The organism is Gardnerella swidsinskii (assembly GCF_003397705.1).
GTDB classification, from domain to species: Bacteria; Actinomycetota; Actinomycetes; order Actinomycetales; family Bifidobacteriaceae; genus Bifidobacterium; species Bifidobacterium swidsinskii.
Window position 1 is genome coordinate 203,756 of record NZ_QJVB01000003.1, and the last position, 18,818, is coordinate 222,573.

10 protein-coding genes are annotated in these 18,818 nt (G+C 38.6%); all 10 read left to right on the forward strand.

Going from position 1 to position 18,818, the window contains the following annotated elements:
• Positions 1-131 precede the first annotated feature (131 nt).
• The gene (locus D0T18_RS04870) at positions 132-1,721 is read left to right on the forward strand and encodes an alpha-amylase (protein WP_420870295.1); all 1,590 of its coding nucleotides are present in this window, start codon (positions 132-134) and stop codon (positions 1,719-1,721) included.
• Between the two features lie 255 nt (positions 1,722-1,976).
• Positions 1,977-7,673: a type I pullulanase gene (gene pulA / locus D0T18_RS04875; protein ID WP_420870296.1), complete on the forward strand. Its 5,697-nt coding sequence runs from the start codon at positions 1,977-1,979 to the stop codon at positions 7,671-7,673.
• A gap of 669 nt (positions 7,674-8,342) precedes the next feature.
• Complete coding sequence (locus tag D0T18_RS04880) at positions 8,343-8,969, forward strand: hypothetical protein (RefSeq protein ID WP_116440590.1); 627 nt, start codon at positions 8,343-8,345, stop codon at positions 8,967-8,969.
• A 143-nt stretch (positions 8,970-9,112) separates the two neighbouring features.
• Complete coding sequence (locus tag D0T18_RS04885) at positions 9,113-9,694, forward strand: tryptophan transporter (protein ID WP_012914058.1); 582 nt, start codon at positions 9,113-9,115, stop codon at positions 9,692-9,694.
• A gap of 202 nt (positions 9,695-9,896) precedes the next feature.
• Complete coding sequence (locus D0T18_RS04890) at positions 9,897-11,780, forward strand: ABC transporter ATP-binding protein (RefSeq protein WP_103013977.1); 1,884 nt, start codon at positions 9,897-9,899, stop codon at positions 11,778-11,780.
• 59 nt (positions 11,781-11,839) lie between these two features.
• The gene (locus tag D0T18_RS04895; protein ID WP_004111322.1) at positions 11,840-12,613 is read left to right on the forward strand and encodes an energy-coupling factor transporter transmembrane component T family protein; all 774 of its coding nucleotides are present in this window, start codon (positions 11,840-11,842) and stop codon (positions 12,611-12,613) included.
• 54 nt (positions 12,614-12,667) lie between these two features.
• A complete protein-coding gene (menA, locus tag D0T18_RS04900; RefSeq protein WP_033888750.1) occupies positions 12,668-13,753 on the forward strand; it encodes a 1,4-dihydroxy-2-naphthoate octaprenyltransferase in 1,086 nt (361 codons plus the stop codon).
• 232 nt (positions 13,754-13,985) lie between these two features.
• Positions 13,986-14,774 carry an ANTAR domain-containing response regulator gene (locus D0T18_RS04905; protein ID WP_162861143.1) on the forward strand — a complete coding sequence of 263 codons (789 nt, stop codon included), beginning with the start codon at positions 13,986-13,988 and terminating at the stop codon, positions 14,772-14,774.
• A 79-nt stretch (positions 14,775-14,853) separates the two neighbouring features.
• Positions 14,854-17,901, forward strand: coding sequence for a DNA polymerase I (gene polA / locus D0T18_RS04910; RefSeq protein ID WP_116440591.1), 3,048 nt, complete (start codon positions 14,854-14,856; stop codon positions 17,899-17,901).
• Positions 17,902-17,922: 21 nt separating this feature from the next.
• Complete coding sequence (locus tag D0T18_RS04915; RefSeq protein ID WP_004106979.1) at positions 17,923-18,807, forward strand: Nif3-like dinuclear metal center hexameric protein; 885 nt, start codon at positions 17,923-17,925, stop codon at positions 18,805-18,807.
• Positions 18,808-18,818: the final 11 nt, after the last annotated feature.

The window sequence follows — 18,818 nt, forward strand, 5'->3', positions numbered from 1 at the left end:
TTCTGCATAATGAAAAGTGCTGTACGTATGTGAAAGGAACAACGATGATCCACAGTGCACAATTGCAAGTAAGTGAGCGTAAAAAAAGTAATTATGCTTGCGAATTAATCGATAATTACAAGCGCAATGTAATGTGCTCTTTTACTGCAATTGCTGCTGTAGCAACAGTATTAATGTGTATTTTTGCTATTGTCCCAAACTCTTCGGCATTTGCTTCAACTAAATCAACAGACGGTCTTCCGCCAAAAGGTGTGATTGTTACTGCTTTTCAGCAAAATTGGAAAAGTATTGCAAAAGAGTGTAAGCAAACTTATGGTCCTGAGGGTGTGAGTTATGTACAGGTTTCGCCGCCGCAGGATCATATTAAAGGTACAGCGTGGTGGACTTCTTACCAGCCAGTTAGTTACAATCTAAATTCAAAGCTTGGCACTGAAGACGAGTTTAAAAATATGATTACTACTTGCAAGGCTGCTGGTGTTGGAATTGTTGTTGATGCTGTAATTAATCACACAACCGGCGATGGTAATAAAGATACTGTAGGTGTTGGCGGTAGTAAGTATGATGCGGCAAATCAAAGCTATCCGGATGCTGGTTACACAAAAGATGATTTTCACCAAATAGATAAAGATATTTACACATATAAAAATGCGCAAGTCGTTTGGAATTATCGTTTAGTTGGTTTGCTTGATTTGGATACTTCTAAGCCGCATGTGCAAAAAATTCTTGGTAACTATTTTGCAAAATTGCTAAAAATGGGTGTTGCAGGCTTTAGAGTTGATGCCGCAAAACATATGTGTCCTGAGGATGTGAAAGGCATAAAAGAAGCTGCTGCTAAAGCTGCTGGAACGAAGCCTGAAAACATATGGTGGATGCAAGAAACAATTGGTTTCCCTGAACAAGATCCTAAAATTCAGCCGGATCAATATGTTGGTACAGGCGAAGTAGATGAGTTTGAATACTCGTATCGCTTGCGTAATTATTTCTATGGTTCAATTGAGAATTTGTCTCATATTACAGATCAGCTTATTCCTAATAAGAAAGCCGCTATTTTTGTGACTAACTGGGATACTGAGCGTGACAATTCGACTCGAGTTCTCACTTATAAGGATGGAGCAAAGTACGAGTTAGCTAATGCTTTTATGCTTGCTTATCCTTATGGAACACCAAATATTTATTCTGGATATAAGTTCACGCAGCGCGATGATGGTGCTCCTGGTGCAACTGATACGCACATTCCAGATGTAAAGTGCGGCAAGAATTCAAAGTGGCAGTGCGCTCAGCGTTGGACTTCGATTCGTGGAATGATTGGATTCTATAATGCTGTTAAGGGCACGAAAGTGACTCGATGGCAAGATGACAACGATAATAACATTGCTTTTAGTCGCGAAAACAAGGGATTCTTGGCGATTAACAATACTGACAAGCCTAAAAATGTGAGTTATAAAACTGATTTGCCTGATGGTGAGTATTGCAACGTATATGCTTCACGTAAATGCTTTAGCACAGTTACTGTAAATGGTGGGAAAGTAGAGACAACTATTCCAGCTTATTCTGCTATTGCTTTGCATGTTAAGGCTGTAGAGCATTTTGGAAGTACTTCTGTGCTGACTACAGTGTTGATGATTGTAGTTGTTTTCGTTGTTCTGTTGATTGAATTAGTGCTGATTCTGTGCAAGAACAAGGCTGATTCTAATAAAAAGTTAGGTTCTGGTAAAAATTAGATTCTAACAAAAGTTAGATCCTAGTAAAAATTAGATTCTAACAAGTAAGCTGATTTTAATAAATAAGCTGAAAGCAGATACTGATTGTAAATAAATTGGTATTGTAGTGTTTGAATGATACAATTTTCTCCGCTGATTGTACATATTATTAGGCGATGGTTAGCATCATAGTTGTGCTAGCCATCGCTTGTGTATTAGAGCTATTAATGCGTCCAAGGAAGGAGCGCGTTAATACCAATGGAGGAAAGGATACTGATGAGTCATCGTCGACACTTTGCATCGAAGATGGTTGCTATTGTTGCGTCTGTTGCAATGCTTGTAACTGGTTTTGCTGTTACAATTAGCGCAAACGCTGTGACTAGCGGGGAGTCTAGCAATAGCAAAGAAACTTCTTCGAATGTAACTCTTAAAGGTAAAGGTGTTATTGTTACTGCATTCCAGCAGAATTGGAAGAGTATTGCTCAAGAGTGCACTAAAACTTATGGCCCTGAAGGTGTGAAGTATGTGCAAATTTCGCCTTCTCAGGATCATATTAAAGGTAAAGCTTGGTGGACTTCTTACCAGCCTGTGAGCTATAAGCTTGATTCTAAACTTGGCACTGAAGCTGAGTTTAAAGATATGATTAAAACTTGCAAAGCAGCAAAGGTTGGAATTATTGCAGATGCTGTAATTAATCACATGGCTGGCGTTGATAATAAGGATACTGTTGGCGTTGGTGGTAGTAAGTATGATGCTGCTTCGCAGACTTTTGAAGACGCTGGATACACTAAGGATGATTTCCATAAGAGCACTGAAAATATTAAAGATTACACGAATGCTGAAGAAGTTTGGACTCACAGACTTGTTGGTTTGCTTGATTTGGATACTTCTAAGCCGCATGTTCAGCAAGTTTTAGGTAAGTATTTTGCAGATTTGTTGAAGCTTGGTGTTGCTGGTTTCCGTGTTGATGCTGTAAAGCATATTTCGCCAGAAGATATGAGGGGCATTAAAGCTTCTGCTATAAGGCAATACAACGAAAGTGTTGAAGATAGCAAAAAGATTCATGACATCTGGTGGATGCAGGAAACTATTGGCAATCCTTCAGAAGCTCAACAAATTCAGCCAGCTGCGCATTTGAATGAAGGCGAAGTTAACGAGTTTGGCTACTCTTACCAGCTTATGCAAAGTTTCAAAGGCTCGCTGATGAAGGCAAGTAAGCCTTTGAACAAAGTTCAAGACGGAATGGTTAAGAGCGATAAAGCTGCTATTTTCGTTACGAATTGGGATACAGAGCGCGGTAACAGCGTGCTTACGTATAAGGACGGTCGTCGTTACGCTTTAGCAAACGCTTTCATGCTCGCGTGGCCATACGGCACTCCAAACGTGTATTCCGGATACAAGTTCGATAAGAATGATGATGGTGCTCCTGGTGCAACTGAAACGTCTGTTCCGGAAGTAACTTGTGGTGCTAATTCAAAGTGGCAGTGCACTCAGCGTTGGACTTCGATTCGTGGAATGATTGGATTCTACAATGCTGTTCAAGGTGCGAAAGTCACAAATTGGCAGGATGATGGCGATAACAACATTGCTTTTAGCCGCGAAAAGAAGGGCTTCTTAGCGATCAACAATTCTCTTGACGAAAAAGAAGTTTCTTATAAGACTGATTTGCCTGATGGTGAGTACTGCAATGTGTATGCTGCAGGAGACTGCTCTAAGACTGTTAAAGTTGAAAAAGGTGAAGTTAGAACCAAGATTGGCGCTCGCGAAGCAGTAGCTTTACATGTTAATGCCACAAAGGCTAATCCTCCGGCAGGCTCTGCCGCAGACACATCTGATCCTCAATATGGTGAAGAAAAGCCTGATGCAGGTATGCCAGAAGATCCTACAACGACCATTTACTTTAAGCCAGATGAAAAGTTTAACGGTAAAAAAGTATATGTTCACTACGGTATAGGCTCAAGCTGGACTCAAGCTCCTGGCGATGAGATGCAAAAGGCTTGCGATAGTTGGTATAAGAAGACAATTAGAACCAATGGCAAAGTTTATGAAGCAGTGTTTAACGATGGCAAAGGTTACTGGTATCACGAAGGAGATAATAATAACTTTAAGATTCCAGCTCACACTGATTCGTATGTAGCTCAAGATCACAAGGGTAGCGTTGGAGTAAATCCTTGCCCAGTAGCATATAATCCAAAGACTACTGTTCGTATCCACTACAAGCCAAAAGCTGGTGATACTCGCGATATTGGCGTTTATTTGTGGGGCAAAGACAAGGATGGTAAAGATTTACCTGGAGCTTGGCATAAATTTAATGGCACTGATAAATTCGGAAAAGTTTTTGAAACTACGGTTGATGGTTCTTTTGAAAACAAGTCACTTTCCTTTATTACTACTACAAAAGATTGGAATAAAGACGGTGGCGATCGTGCTATTGAAAACTGCGCAAGTGGTCTTGCTGAAGCTTGGGTAACAGGCGGATCGGATACTACGCAGTTTGCTGCTCCAGACAACCTTAAGAAGAAGCCAAAAGAGCTAAAGGTAACAGTTCATTATCGCAGGAATGCTGGCGATTATGAAGGCTGGAACATGTGGACTTGGAATGACGGAATCGGTGGTACTGCTCGTTACTTCACTTCGCATGACGATTATGGCAAAGTTGCAACCTTTACTGCTAAGAATGATGCTGGTATTGACAGTGTTGGCTTCAAAGTTAGAAAATCTACGCCAATTAACGCTTGGGATCAACAAGATCCTAGCAATCGCAGTATTCCAAACAATGCGATTAAGCTAGATGCAAATAATCCAAACAAGGGTAGTGCTGAAGTCTGGTTAATGCAAGATGACATGACAGTGTACTTAAACGCTACTATGCCACAACTTACAGCTCACGTGATGTCTGCTGATATTGCTGGCTTAAAGAAGTTAGTTGTAAAAGTGTCTGGTGACGTGTCTTCTGTAAAAGATTCTGACGTAACACTTTTGGATACTAGTGAAAATCCTAGCAAGAAAGTTGAAATTGCTTCTGCTAAAGCTAATGGTTCAGAGATTACTATCGAAACCAAGAATGACCTTAATATTAAGCATAAGTATGAGTTGAGTATTAAAGGATTAGCTACAGGTATTAAGCTTTCTGCTTCCTCAAAAACTGGTGCTAGCGTAATTCGTACCGATGAGTTCGATAAGAAATACGCGTACAATGGTGATGATTTAGGTGCTGTGTATTCTGCTTCTTCAACTACTTTCAAGCTTTGGGCTCCAACAGCAACTGAAGTAAAGCTGATTACTTATAAGTCGACTGCTGAAAAAGCTGAAAAAGACAAAGAAACAGCTATGAAAGCAGAAGATCGTGGCGTATGGTCTGTAAAGCTTGAAGGTGACAAAGCTAATACAGCTTACGCATATGAAGTTCATTTTGCTGATGGCACAGTGAATGTTTCTGCTGATCCTTATGCGAAAGCTGCAGTAGTAAACGGTGAGCGTTCTGTTGTATTAGCAGATAAAGACGCAGGCAGTGCTGGAAATCGTATGCCAAAGTTTACGAATCCAAGTGACGCAACAATTGCAGAAATGGATGTTCGTGACTTTTCGATCAATCCAAACTCTGGTATTAGCGATGCTCATCGTGGCAAGTATCTTGGCGTAGTAGAAGAAGGCACTAAGACTAAAGATAAGCAGAATGTTTCTGGCTTTGATTATTTGAAGTCGCTTGGTGTCACTCACGTACAAATCATGCCAATGTATGATTTTGGTTCTGTGAATGAAACTGGTGACTTGAGCTATGGAAAGCAAGGCGCTCAAAACTGGGGTTATGATCCGCAAAACTACAATGTTCCTGAAGGATCTTACTCTACAAATCCTGCCAATCCAACAACGCGAGTTCAGGAAGCTAAGCAAATGATTGCTGGCCTTCATAAGGCTGGTTTGCGCGTGATTATGGATGTTGTTTACAACCATGTTTACGACGCACAAAATCATTCGTTTAACAAGACAGTTCCTGGATACTACTTCCGCTATAAGGATGGTGCTCTGAATGGTAATTCTGGATGCGGTAACGATACTGCGTCTGAACGTCAAATGATGCGCAAGTATATTTTGGATTCTGTGAAGTATTGGGCTACGCATTACAACCTCGACGGCTTCCGATTTGATTTGATGGGCTTAATTGACCTGAAGACTATGCAAGAAGTGCGTGCTGAGCTTAATAAGATTGATCCTTCAATTATTGTGCTTGGTGAAGGCTGGGATATGAATGAACTGCTTCCTAAGAGCGAGTCTACTATTCAACCAAATGCTTATAAGATTCCAGGAGTAGCGTTCTTTAACGATTCATTCCGCGATTCTGTAAAAGGTTCTGTGTTTGCTGCTAAGGGTACTGGTTTTGTCAATGGCAATACAGATAAAGGTGTTAAGGCTTTGCTTGAGCATAATTTGCTTGGTTGCCAATTTGGCACGAGTAGTACTGTTAAGTGCTGGAATGGTAATGCTGAAACGCACTTTGCTGATGCAGGTCAAATTGTTCAGTATGTTGAAGCTCACGATAACTTGTCGTTGTATGATAAGCTAAAGGTCTCTGCTCCTAACGACACTGAAGACGTACGATTGAAGAGAGTAAAGCTTGCAAATTCAATGATTTTGCTTTCGCGCGGCATGCCGTTTATTCAGCTTGGTCAGGAATTCTTGCGAACTAAGAATGGTAACGATAATAGTTACAATGCTGGCGATAAAGACAATGCTCTTGATTGGAATCGTGCTGCTGACAAGTCTGATTCCGTGAACTATTTCAAGGGATTGTTGAAGCTACGTAAGAGCATTAAATCTCTTCGTGATTTTGATTATGCAATAATTAACAAGAACATGAAGATGATTGATGGCACTCCTGATGGTGTAATTGCATACACGCTTAACGATGCAGATAAGCAATATGTTGTAGTGTTCAATGCTAATAATGCTGAAACTCAAGTAAAGATTCCAGCAGGAAAGTATTCTGCACTTGTTGCTAATGGCAAAGTGAATGATACTGCTCAAGACGCAACTGTTGCTGATGATGGCACATACAAGATTGCTCCTGTTTCTACAGCAGTATTGCTTAGTAAAGATAAGGAATCTAAGCCAATTCCTCCGGATGCAAAGCCTGGTGATGAGCCTGGCAAACAGCCTGAGAATCCGTCTGAGCCTGGTGAAAAGCCTGGTGAAAAGCCAAAGCCTGGTGAGGATCCTAGTAAGAAGCCTGAGAAGCCAAAACCTGATCAGCCTGGCACAAAGCCAGCTCCAGCTCCAAAACCTGGTGAGCATCAGCAAGTTCCTGCTCCTGCTCCGAAGCTGACTCCGTCTGAGTCCAGTGAACAATCAAAGCCGTCTAAGCCTTCTGTTCCGTCGGAAAAGCCAGTTCCGTCGGAAAAAACAGAAAAGCCGGCTCCAGCTGATTCTGCTAAACCAGCTCCAGCTAAGCCAGCAGAATCTACTCCTGTACCTGTTGCTCCGAAAACAGTTCAGCAGCTTAATCCAGAATTAAAGGGAACTCTTAGCGTTGGTAACAATAACGTTGCAACTGCAGGTGTTGTTAACAGTGTGAGAATTAATGTTGTAAACAAAGAGTTCACCGAGCGTTTGCAGCGTGATGGAGTAGTTTATGCTTACGCGTATATCTATTCATCTCCACGCTTGCTTAAGGGTGCTGATGGTTCAAAGTTTGTGACTGTTCGCATGGTTAATGGCAAGCCTCAATTTGATGCTCAGTTCCCAGCTGGATATACCGGAAAGCATACGGTTGTTTTGGTTGACGAAAAAGGTAATCAAGTTGCTTGGACTGAAATAACAGTAGTAAATAATGCTGTTAAGAAGAATGTTCATGCGTTAAGTTCAACAGGCAGTAGTGTAGCGCAAATCGCATTTATTATTGCAATATTGTTGCCTGTTGCAGGTGCTTTCTTGATTAAAGTAAGGCGTTCTAAGCATCTGTCTTGCAATTATTAAAATCCAAAGTGCTTTTCGCATAATTTTGTGTTTTGTGATTAAGTACTGAGGTTTTAATAAAAAATGAGGGTAGTAGCAATTGCTAAGCTATTACCCTCATTTTTTATTTTTGCTTGCGTGTTGCGCTTATTTTTAGAAATTTTTTGCTTTGAATAATTTCGGGCGTTTTTTAAAATTATAGTAGCTGTTTTCCTTATGTAAGAATGGTTTATAGGAGATTTTTAAAAAGTAATGTTTTGCTTATATTTTTGAAAATATGATTATATTTTACGAATCAATATTTGCATTTGTACTTTTGCAGTGTTAGCATCATTTCCAACACAAATAAATATCGAATACTTCGGTTGAGGTTTGTGTGTGAGCCACAGTCAGCTAATGAGCTTAAGGAGGCAGTTATCATGCGTAACATGAACATGAATGCTGAATCTCACAATGCTCTTAACGCTGCTCGTATGTGGTGGTGGCAGTCTTCTCTTTGGTGTGAGTTTACTCTGAAGTTTTAGAAGCTGCGTATAAAAGCTTATAAAAGACCTCCGGGGTAAGCCCGGAGGTCTTTTTGTATATAAGCTTAAATTTTAAAAAATAACCAAATCACAAATCACAAATAACAACAAAATATTCGATAGCTTTGTATTCAAATAATATGAAGCTTAAACAAGGAGAGAAATCATGGCTCAAGAAATTAACGAAACCGTTAAGGAAGCTTACAACAATGGTGCAAACGCAACTACAGATGCTGCAGCTGCAATGATGCAAAATGTGAAAGTTAAGAATCACGCATTAGATATTACTTCACTGGTGTTAGTTGCAGTGCTTTTTGCTGCAGGATGCATTCTTGACTTTACTGTTGCAAAGTCTCTTTCTATTGGAAATATTCAGCCTGAGTTCGTTATTGCTTCATTCTGCTTGTCGATTTTGCTTGTTAGACCGAAGATTTACCAGGGTGCTATTATTGGTGCTTTGGCTGCAACGTTAATTCAATTTAATACTTCGATTCCGTTCCTTGAGTATGCTTGTGATATTCCAGCTGCAATCATTATGACTGCAATATTAATTGGTTATATTCGCGTGTTCCCAAAGGATGCAGCTCGTAAAGTAAGCGTATTCCCATTTATTACTACTTTCATTACTACAGTAATTTCCGGTTGCATTTTTGCTCTTATTGCAGCTTTCTTTATTCTTCACTCTCCAAATATGGTAATGGTTATGTTGCCAATTATTTTGGGAACTGCAGTATTTAATGCAGTTGTTGTTGAAGTGCTTTACGCTCCAATTCGACTTGTTTTGCACAAGTAAAACAACATTGAAGAATAAGTAAATAAATTAACTTGAATAAACGCAAACAAATATAAACAAACATAAATGAATGTAAGTAAGCATAAATAAATATCAAAAGTCGATAATTAAAATTTGATTATCGCATTATGAAGGAGAAGATTATGAATCAGGAAATTAGCGAACATGCAGATAGCATGATTAATGCTGTAAGCATTAAAAAGCATGCTTTAGATATTACGTCTTTAGTGTTGGTTGCAGTTCTTTTTGCAGCAGGATGTATTCTTGACTTTACTGCTGCAAAAGCACTTTCAATTGGAAACATTAAACCAAACTTTTTAATCGCATCATTCTGTCTTGCAATCTTGCTTGTTCGTCCAAATGTTATTCAGGGCGCGATTATTGGTGCTTTGGCTGCAACTTTGATGCAATTTAACGCATCTATTCCTGGTCTTAATTATGTTTGCGATATTCCGGCAGCGATTGTTATGACTTTGATGATTATGGCTTATGTTCGCGTTTTCCCTAAGGATGCTGCTAGAAAGTTCAGTATTTTCCCACTTATAGCAACTTTTATAACTACAGTTGTTTCTGGTTTAATATTTGCTTCTACTGCATCTTTCTTTGTTCTTCATTCTCCTAAGACGATTTTTGTTATGCTTCCAATCATTTTTGGAACTGCTGTGTTTAATGCTGTTGTTGTTGAAGTGCTTTACACCCCAATTCGACTCGTTCTGCATAAGTAAGTGTTTGAATTTGTTTTGGATGATTTATTTTAGATGATATGTATTTTGGATAATATGTATTTGATGATTTTGTTGAATAGTTTGTGCTGGATAATATGCAGCAAGTCATATAATCATCAAAGAATATAATCGCAGAATAAATATAATCGTAAGATATCATTAGTAATTGTAATTGTTAGGTTTCTAAGAGTTAGGAATTATTGTGCCTTTGCTTGAGCTAAAAGATGTGTCTTTTAAGTATGTGAATCGGAATAAAGATGATTCTTTAGACTCTTCAGAGGCACAAGATTCCACTTTTGCACTAAAAGATGTAAGTCTTAGCGTAGAATCTGGCGAATTTGTGGGAATTATTGGTCCTTCTGGCTCTGGAAAAACAACTCTTGCTTCGCTTTTTTCTGGCGCGATTCCGCATCATTATTCTGGCGAACTTTTAGGAAGCGTTAAGATTGCGGGTCAAGACACTAACAATCTTGCTTTAACTAACATTGCTTGCTTGGTTGGATCTGTTATTCAAGATATTGATGCGCAAATGGTTGCCGCAAATGTTGAAGATGAGATTCTTTTTGGCTTAGAAAATTTTGGCGTTGCGCATAGCGAAATACCAAGTCGAATAGATGAAGCTTTGCAAATTGTTGGCATTAGTGATTTGCGTAACCGTGATTTAGACACTTTGTCTGGAGGTCAAAAGCAGAAGGTTGCAATTGCTGCTATTCTTGCGCTAAAGCCTAAAGTTATGGTGTTAGATGAGCCGACGTGCGCTTTAGATCCTGTTTCTTCTAAAATGATTTTTTCGATTCTTAAAGATTTGAATAAGAATTTTGGAATAACGGTTGTTGTAATTGAGCAAAAAGTTGCGCTTTTAAGCGAGTATTGCAAGCGTTTAGTTGTGCTTTCTAATGGCATTTTGTCGCTTGATTTGCCTGTTAGCCAAGCGTTGAAAAATATGGATTTGCTTTATTCTATTGGAATAAATTATCCGCGTACTACGCATTTGGTTAATGATTTACAGCGTGAGAATATTTGCTCTAAAAGCGATTTGCCTGTGTCTGTAGAAGATACAGTAAATACTATTGTTAATACGATCAACAGTGAAAAATCTTTGACTTCACATGTTGATTCACATAGTGAATTTGATAATCGTGAATGCGATTCAAATAAATCGGCGCTTGCTTGCGACTTTTCACACGAATCGCAAGTCTCTACACAATCTTACGCACAAAATAAATCGAAAAACGATTCACCATGTCTTTCGCTTAAAAACGTCAGTTTTTTGTATCAAAGTGGCGTTAGTGCGCTAAAAAACGTGTCTTTTGAAGCTTACGCTGGAGAGCTCGTAACTCTTGTTGGTAGAAATGGTGCTGGCAAAACAACTATTACCAAAATTATTAATGGTTTATTAAAACCAACAGAAGGCAACGTAACAATTGATGGCGTTGACACTAAGTCTCTTCGTATTAGTCAAATAGCAAAATATGTATCTACCTTATTTCAAAATCCTGACCGACAATTATGCAAAGAAACGGTACTTGAAGAAGTTACTTTAAGCTGTATTTTGATTGGTCAGAATGAGGACGAAGCTAAAGCTCACGCAATGGAAATTATTGATGAGTTGGAGCTGGATTCTGAAGCTAGCCCGTTTATGCTCTCTCGTGGCCAGCGTCAAATGGTTGCTTTAGCTGCAACAGTTGTAACAAATCCTAAGATTCTTCTTCTTGACGAGCCAACTTGCGGTCTTGATTACAAGGAATGCATGAGAATTATGCAAGTTGTAGAGCGTTTAAGAAAAAACGGTTGTTGCGTGATTATGGTTTGTCACGATATGGAAGTTGTGCTTGATTATGCAACTCGACTTATAACAATTAATGATGGAAAGCTTATTATTGATGGTTCAGCGTACGATGTGTTTGAAAAACCGGAAGTGTGCTCTGCTGCAGCATTGTATCCACCATTATTGTGTTCCGTTTCTCAAGGCTTGGTTGCGCATGGATTTAATAAGTGCAATGGCTTGTATGTGCGCGAAGAATTAGTAGAAGCGTTGCGCGGCGAAAAAATCACAAAACAGACTGTACAGAATCAGCAGAATTAACAGAAGCAATAGCAAATAAAAGTAGCAAATAAAAGTAGAAGTAAAGGCGTCTGATATTTATGAAAACGAGATTATTAACTTACCAGCCAGGTAACACTTTTCTTCATCGCACTAATCCTATTGCAAAACTAATTCTTGCTACGAGTGTTGTAATAAGCGTGTTTATTGCTAAACAGTATTCCGCGCTTATTGCGCTTGCAGCTATTATTTTTATTGGCATGGCTTTTACTCGTGTTGTTAAAACATTATCTGGTCTTATTAAAGCTATGTTAATAATTTCTTGCGTAATGTTTTTGCTGCAGACTGTTATTGCTCAAAGTGGCAACTATATTTTCTTGTGGTTCACATTGCACGGCATTGATATTGGTGCAAAAGCTGCTTTGAGATTGTTCTGCTTTGCTTTTCCTCTTGTTACCGTACTAACAGTAACTAAATTAAACGATCTTGCAAATGCTGTAGTCCAATATTTGCATATTCCATATTGTTACGCTTTTACTATAACTACTGCGGTTCGTTTTGTGCCTATTTTTGCGCAAGAAATGTCTCAAATCACAGAAGCTCAAATGGCTCGCGGAGTTGAATACGATAGTAAAAATCCATTTAAAAAATTAAAACTTATGATGCCTCTTATTGTGCCTCTTTTGGTTTCTTCAGTGCGTAAAGCAGATAGTTCTGCACTAGCAGCGGAAGAGCGCGGTTTTTATTTGCGCACACGCAAGTCTTCGTATTACAAATACCCATTCGGATGGCGTGGATTCTTGTCTCTAGTTATTTCTGCACTTATTATTGCTTTACCAATATGCACTTCAATCTTTTTGCCAAATTTAGTATAAAATATTTGTGTAAATCATAAATAAATAAATCATAAATAATTTATGAGGCTTTTGATGAAAAGTGTAAAAATTTGGCTTAAGGGTGCAAGAATTTACACGCTTCCAATAGGCTTAGTTCCTGTTGTTATGGCGTTTGCGGTTTCATTTAGAATGATACGATTTTCGTATTTTGAAGAACCAGTTATGCATCTAGAGCAATGTTTTATACAATTTTTCTTGTGCTGCATGGTTGCTGCGTTTATACAAATCGCCGTCAATTATGCCAATGATTATTGTGACGGATTGAATGGCTTGGATGAGAATCGTAGTTTGCGTGCTTTAAGTAGCAATAATTCAAAACCTTTGTGCGATGTATCTTGGCGCCTTGCAAATGCTGGAATTTCCGCGAAATCTGTGCTTAAAGCCGTAATAATTTCTGCTTTTATTTCTTGTATTTTTGGTTTGATTATTGTTTTGCGAACTGGAATATATTGGTTTATTTTACTTGGAATTGCGTGCTTTGCTGCAGCATGGTTTTATGCAGGAGGTAAACATCCTTACGGTTATAAGGGTTGGGGAGAAGTAAGTGCGTTTGTATTTTTCGGCCCTGTTCCTTTTATTGGTTCGTTATGCGCAATTACATATGGAATTGGTATTCCAGAAACTAGCATATTTATCAATAACAGGCAAAGGATTTTGGCTTGTGTGCTAATATCTTGCATTCCTGGTGCTTATTCGGCTTGCTTAATGATGGTAAACAATCTTCGAGATATTAAAAGCGATAAAGAACATGGAAAAATAACTGCTATGGTTAAAATTGGCGAGCGCAATGGCAGACGTTTATGTGCTGCTATGAGCATTGTTTCTGCTGTTCTTTTGATTGCATATTCTGTTTTGATTATTGCGTTACCTTCAGCAGTGCCGTCAATATGGCGCTTTTATAGTGTTGAAATTTTCCTCAGTTTTAGTGCAATTGTATGCAATTCTTCGTGGCATTTATTTTTTGCTACTTTTCAGTGGATTTTATTGTTAGTTATTATTATTAAAGCCTATAAATTTACTAAATGTGTGCTTATGGGTGACTATAAGGATGCTTTTCCTATGTGCGTTGCTCAGGCAATACTTGGTGCGTTGGCTGTATTATTATCTGCGATTATATAAAATAAGCAAAATAGTGCTAATTGTATGTGCTTGTTCGCGCGTCTTGCAATTCTTATGATATTATTAATTGACACGAACATGGTGCGCATGCGGTATTTTAATGACTTGCAGATTGTGTTATGATGCGCAATTTTCGCTAGTGTTTGTGAGTGTGCCGTTGCGCGAACGCCATGTTAAAGATGCATGGCGATGTTGCCCTGTGAATGTGTGGCAATGAAGTGAGGTTTTGGATATGCCAGGTATGGATGAAAATGAAGGGACAGAGCCAGCAATGCCTGAGGTACTTACTGATGATGAGCTGCGCAAAGCTGCAGATGATGAAGCTGTTCAGCGAGAAGCTAAAGAAAAAAAGGTCAATCATATTCGTACTGTAGTAGTTGCAGAAGATGAATCAGTTAATCGTATGGATTTAGTTGCAATGCTTGAAGATAACGGATATCAAGTTATAGGTCAGGCTGCTAACGGTCAAGAAGCTATTGAGTTGACTCGTGAAAATCATCCAGATGTTGTATGCATGGATGTTAAGATGCCTGTTATGGATGGCATTACTGCCGCTGCAACAATCTGTGATGAGAATATTGCTCCTGTAGTAATGCTCACTGCTTTTTCACAGTCAGATTTAGTAAAACAAGCAACTGGTGCTGGAGCGATGGCGTACGTTACTAAGCCATATGAAGAATCTAAACTTCTTCCTGCTTTGGAAGTTGCTATGGGTCGCTTTAGTGAAATCAACGATTTATTAGATAGTGTTGAGCGTGCAGAAAACAAGTTACACGATGCTGAAGATCAGTTGAAGAAAACAGAAGAAAAGTTGAAGAAAGCTGAAGATACTTTAGAAGAACGTAAGCTTGTAGACCGTGCTAAAGGTCTTCTTATGGATAAGGCTGGATTCTCTGAGCAGGGTGCTTTCCGCTGGATTCAAAAAACTTCTATGGATCAGCGTATCCCTAAGAAGCGTCTTGCAATGGCTATTATTGCAAAGTATAGCGATGATAAAGTAGAATCTTCATCTGAAAATTAGTAGGGTTATATTTATTCATTTTTATATAAGTGCATAGTTATTTATTAGTAATTTACGGAACGTGGGTGAGTAGTCAACAGTGAATACCGACATCGTTGAAGAACATTCTTCGGAACTTAAGAATGAGAAAGGAACGTTGTTGGTTGTCGATGGCCATTCTCTTGCGTTCCGTGCTTTTTTTGCAATATCTGCAGATAATTTTTCTACTCGCTCTGGGCAAGCAACAAATTCCATTTGGGGATTTATTACTATGCTTTCACAGGTTGTAAAAAAAGAGAAGCCTGACCGCTTAGCTATTGCTTTTGACGTTAAAGGTGGAACTTTTAGAAATACTATGCTGCCTCAATATAAAGGTACTCGTGATGCTGCTCCACAGGAGCTTCTTTCGCAGCTTCCTATCATTCAACAGATGCTTAAAGCTCTTGGTGTCACTTATATTGAGAAACCCGGTTATGAAGGTGATGATGTTATTGGCACTCTTGCAGTAATGGGTTCGAATGCCGGTTATAGAACTTTAGTACTTTCTGGCGATCGTGATGCATTCCAACTTATAGATGACAATATTACTGTTTTATATCCAGGACAGCATTTTAAAGACTTAAAAAAAATGGATAAGAATGCTGTTTATGAAAAATATCATGTTACGCCTAAGCAATATCCTGATCTAGCAGCGTTAAGAGGAGAAACTGCAGATAATATTCCAGGAGTTCCAGGTGTTGGAGATGGGTACGCTGCTAAATGGATTAATCAATTCGGCAGCCTAGAAAATATTATTGAACATTCGAATGAGATTAGCGGTAAAAAGGGAGAAGCTTTAAGAGAAAATATTGATCAAGTTCGTTTAAACCGTAAAGTTAATGCTTTAGTTTGCGATTTGGATCTAGGCGTAACTGTAGATGATTTGTGCTTTGGTGATGTTGATGCTGTAAAATTAGGAATCTTGCTGTCTCAACTTGAATTTGGCGAATTAAAAAAGAGAAAGATTCTCAAAACTTTTAGCAACGGTATGCAACAATCTATCGAAAATAATATGCGTATAATGTTTTCGTCTACGTATGAAGGTGACGCTAATAACGATAAGCTAGCTCAAAGTGCTCAATCAAATATTGACGCAGAAAATTTTCAAGAAATGCTAGCAGGCATTGACTTACATCATGTTAAAACTGTAGAGGACTTTATTGATTGGGAGAATTCAGTTTCTTCTTTGCTTTATACAAAAATAAAGAAAGATTCAAAAAATACTGAAGATACTTTTGAAGAATTAAATTCCGAAAAAATTATAAATAATTCTCGTAAATGTGCCGAACCTATACTGAAAAATCAAGAAGTTGTAATATACGCTCATGAGTGCAATAAGAATTCAAAACATCATTTTGAGTTGATTGCAGATTGTTTAATAATTCTTATTGCTAATAAAGCTGCAATATTATATACGACTGATTTGCAATCGTCAGATCAAGCTTTGCTTGAGATGTTACGAAAGTTCTTGCAAAAAAATTCCTCAATAACAGTATTGCATGATTATAAAAAGCATTTGGGATTGCTAAAATCGCTAAAATTATTCGATTTGAATAATTCATTTGGCACTCCACTTCTTGATACTCGATTGGCATCATATTTATTGGAGCCTGATTTTCGAGCTGAAACGTTAGAAAATATGGCTGAACATTATTTAGATATTCAGTCAGATGAAGATAATTTGGGTGAAAATGAAGCTAAGCAGGGTGAGCTTGATCTTCTTATTGACGATGGAATGCCAGCTAGTGAAGAAGAAACTAATGAAAAGCAAACTCAAGCGTGTGAAGCTAAATTCTTAAGAACTACGCTTCTTATTCGTCTTTTGGCTCTTCATTTTGCTTCAACACTTGATGATAGAAAACAAACTGGTTTGATGACTGATTTGGAAATGCCTATTTCGCGAGTTTTGCGTGGCATGGAAGACGTCGGTGCTGCAGTTGATATGCAACGTTTAAGTAGTATGCTTAAGCAATTTTCTGCAGATGCTGAGTTTGCGCAAAATATGGCTTGGAAAGTTGCAGGTAGTTCTGTTAATTTACAAAGCCCTAAGCAGTTGCAACAAATACTTTTTGAGCATTTTGGTCTTAAACCTACTCGTCGCACAAAGAATGGCTCGTACACGACTAATGCCGAAGCTTTGCAAGCTATGTACGTTAAACTCGATCCCGAAGAGCCTGCAAGTCAATTCTTGGGTGCTTTACTTAAACATCGCGAAACTAATAAATTGAAACAGATTGTGCAAAGTTTAATTGATGCGGCTCATTATGACGATAGGCGCATCCATACAACTTTTGAGCAGACTATTGCAGCAACTGGTCGTTTAAGTTCTGCTGATCCTAATCTTCAAAATATTCCTAATAGGAATGCTGCTGGTCGTGAAATTCGTGCTGCTTTTGTTCCAGGAGAAGAATTTGAATATTTAATGAGTTGTGATTATTCACAAGTTGAACTTCGTATTATGGCCCATGCATCTCATGATAAAACTCTTATTGAAGCATTCCGTTCCGGCGTAGATTTTCATAAATATGTTGCTAGCTTAGTTTATAAGATTCCTGTTGAACAAGTAAGTCCGGATCAACGTTCTCACGTAAAAGCTATGAGCTATGGATTGGCATATGGATTGAGTACTTATGGGCTGGCAAAACAGCTTTCTATTAGTCCGGCTGAAGCTGAAATGTTAAAAAATAAGTATTTTGATACTTTTGGCAATGTTCATGACTATTTGGAATCTCTTGTGTCGAAGGCAAAAGAACTTGGGTACACAGAAACTATGTTTGGTCGACGTAGGTATTTCCCGCAACTTTCTTCCAATAATCGTGCATCTCGTGAAGCTGCTGAGCGCGGAGCTCTTAATGCTCCAATACAAGGTACTGCCGCAGATATTATGAAACTTGCTATGCTTCGTGTTGATTTGGGATTGCGTGAAGCAAAAGTGCGCAGCCGCGTAATATTGCAAATACATGATGAATTGATTCTGGAAATTTCACATGGTGAGCAAGCGCAGGTAGAAAATATTGTGCGTAAAGCTATGGAAAATGCTGTGCATTTAGACGTTCCTCTTAATGTTTCTACTGGAGTTGGTGTAGATTGGCAACTAGCAGCGCATTAGCACTGCTTAAAGGTAGAAGAAATGATTAGATTAAGCAAAGTAATTGAAGCTATAGAAACATTGTACCCATTAAGCTTTGCTGAAGAGTGGGATGAGCCTGGTCTTATTGTTGGAGACTTGAATTCCCAAATTCAGCGAATCGTATGTGTTAGTGATCCTACGATTAGCGCAGTTGATCGAGCGTTATCAATGGGTGCAAACCTATTAGTGACTCATCATCCGCTATTTTTCAAAGCTGTGCATGGAGTTTCAAACGAAACTGTTCGTGGCGAAATTGTGCAACGCTTAATTAGTAATAATTGTGCGCTATGGGTTGGTCACACTAATGCGGATGTCGCGTGGCGCGGAGTTGCTCATGCTGCGGCAGAGTATTTTGGTCTTCATAATTTGCGTCCAATTGTTGTTTCTAAACAGATTGATTCTGCTGGACGTAACATTGGCTTAGGCAGAATTGGTGTTTTGGATGTGCCAATATCATTGCGTGATTTTGCGCAAAATGTTTTTAACGTTCTTCCTCATACAAAAGTTGGTGTTCAAGTTGCTGGAAATCTTGATGCGAAAGTTAGTACAGTAGCTGTTTTGCCTGGTTCTGGGGAAAGCTTGTTAGATGAAGTTCGCAAGGAAAAAGTTGACGTATATGTTACAAGCGATTTGCGTCATCATCCTGCACTTGATGCAATTGAGCGAGCTAAATATGAATCGAAACTGCGTCTTTCTTCTGGTGAAGATTACATTCAACACACATATCCTATGATTATTAACACTTCTCATAGTGCTATTGAATCATTGTGGTTTACTTATGCGATTAATGATATTGCTGATTGCATAGAAGAAATGTATGGAGAGCGTCCAGAAGTTGCTTGGTTAGGTGAAGCTTGCGATCCATGGAATTACGTTATTAATTGAGGCTTTCATTT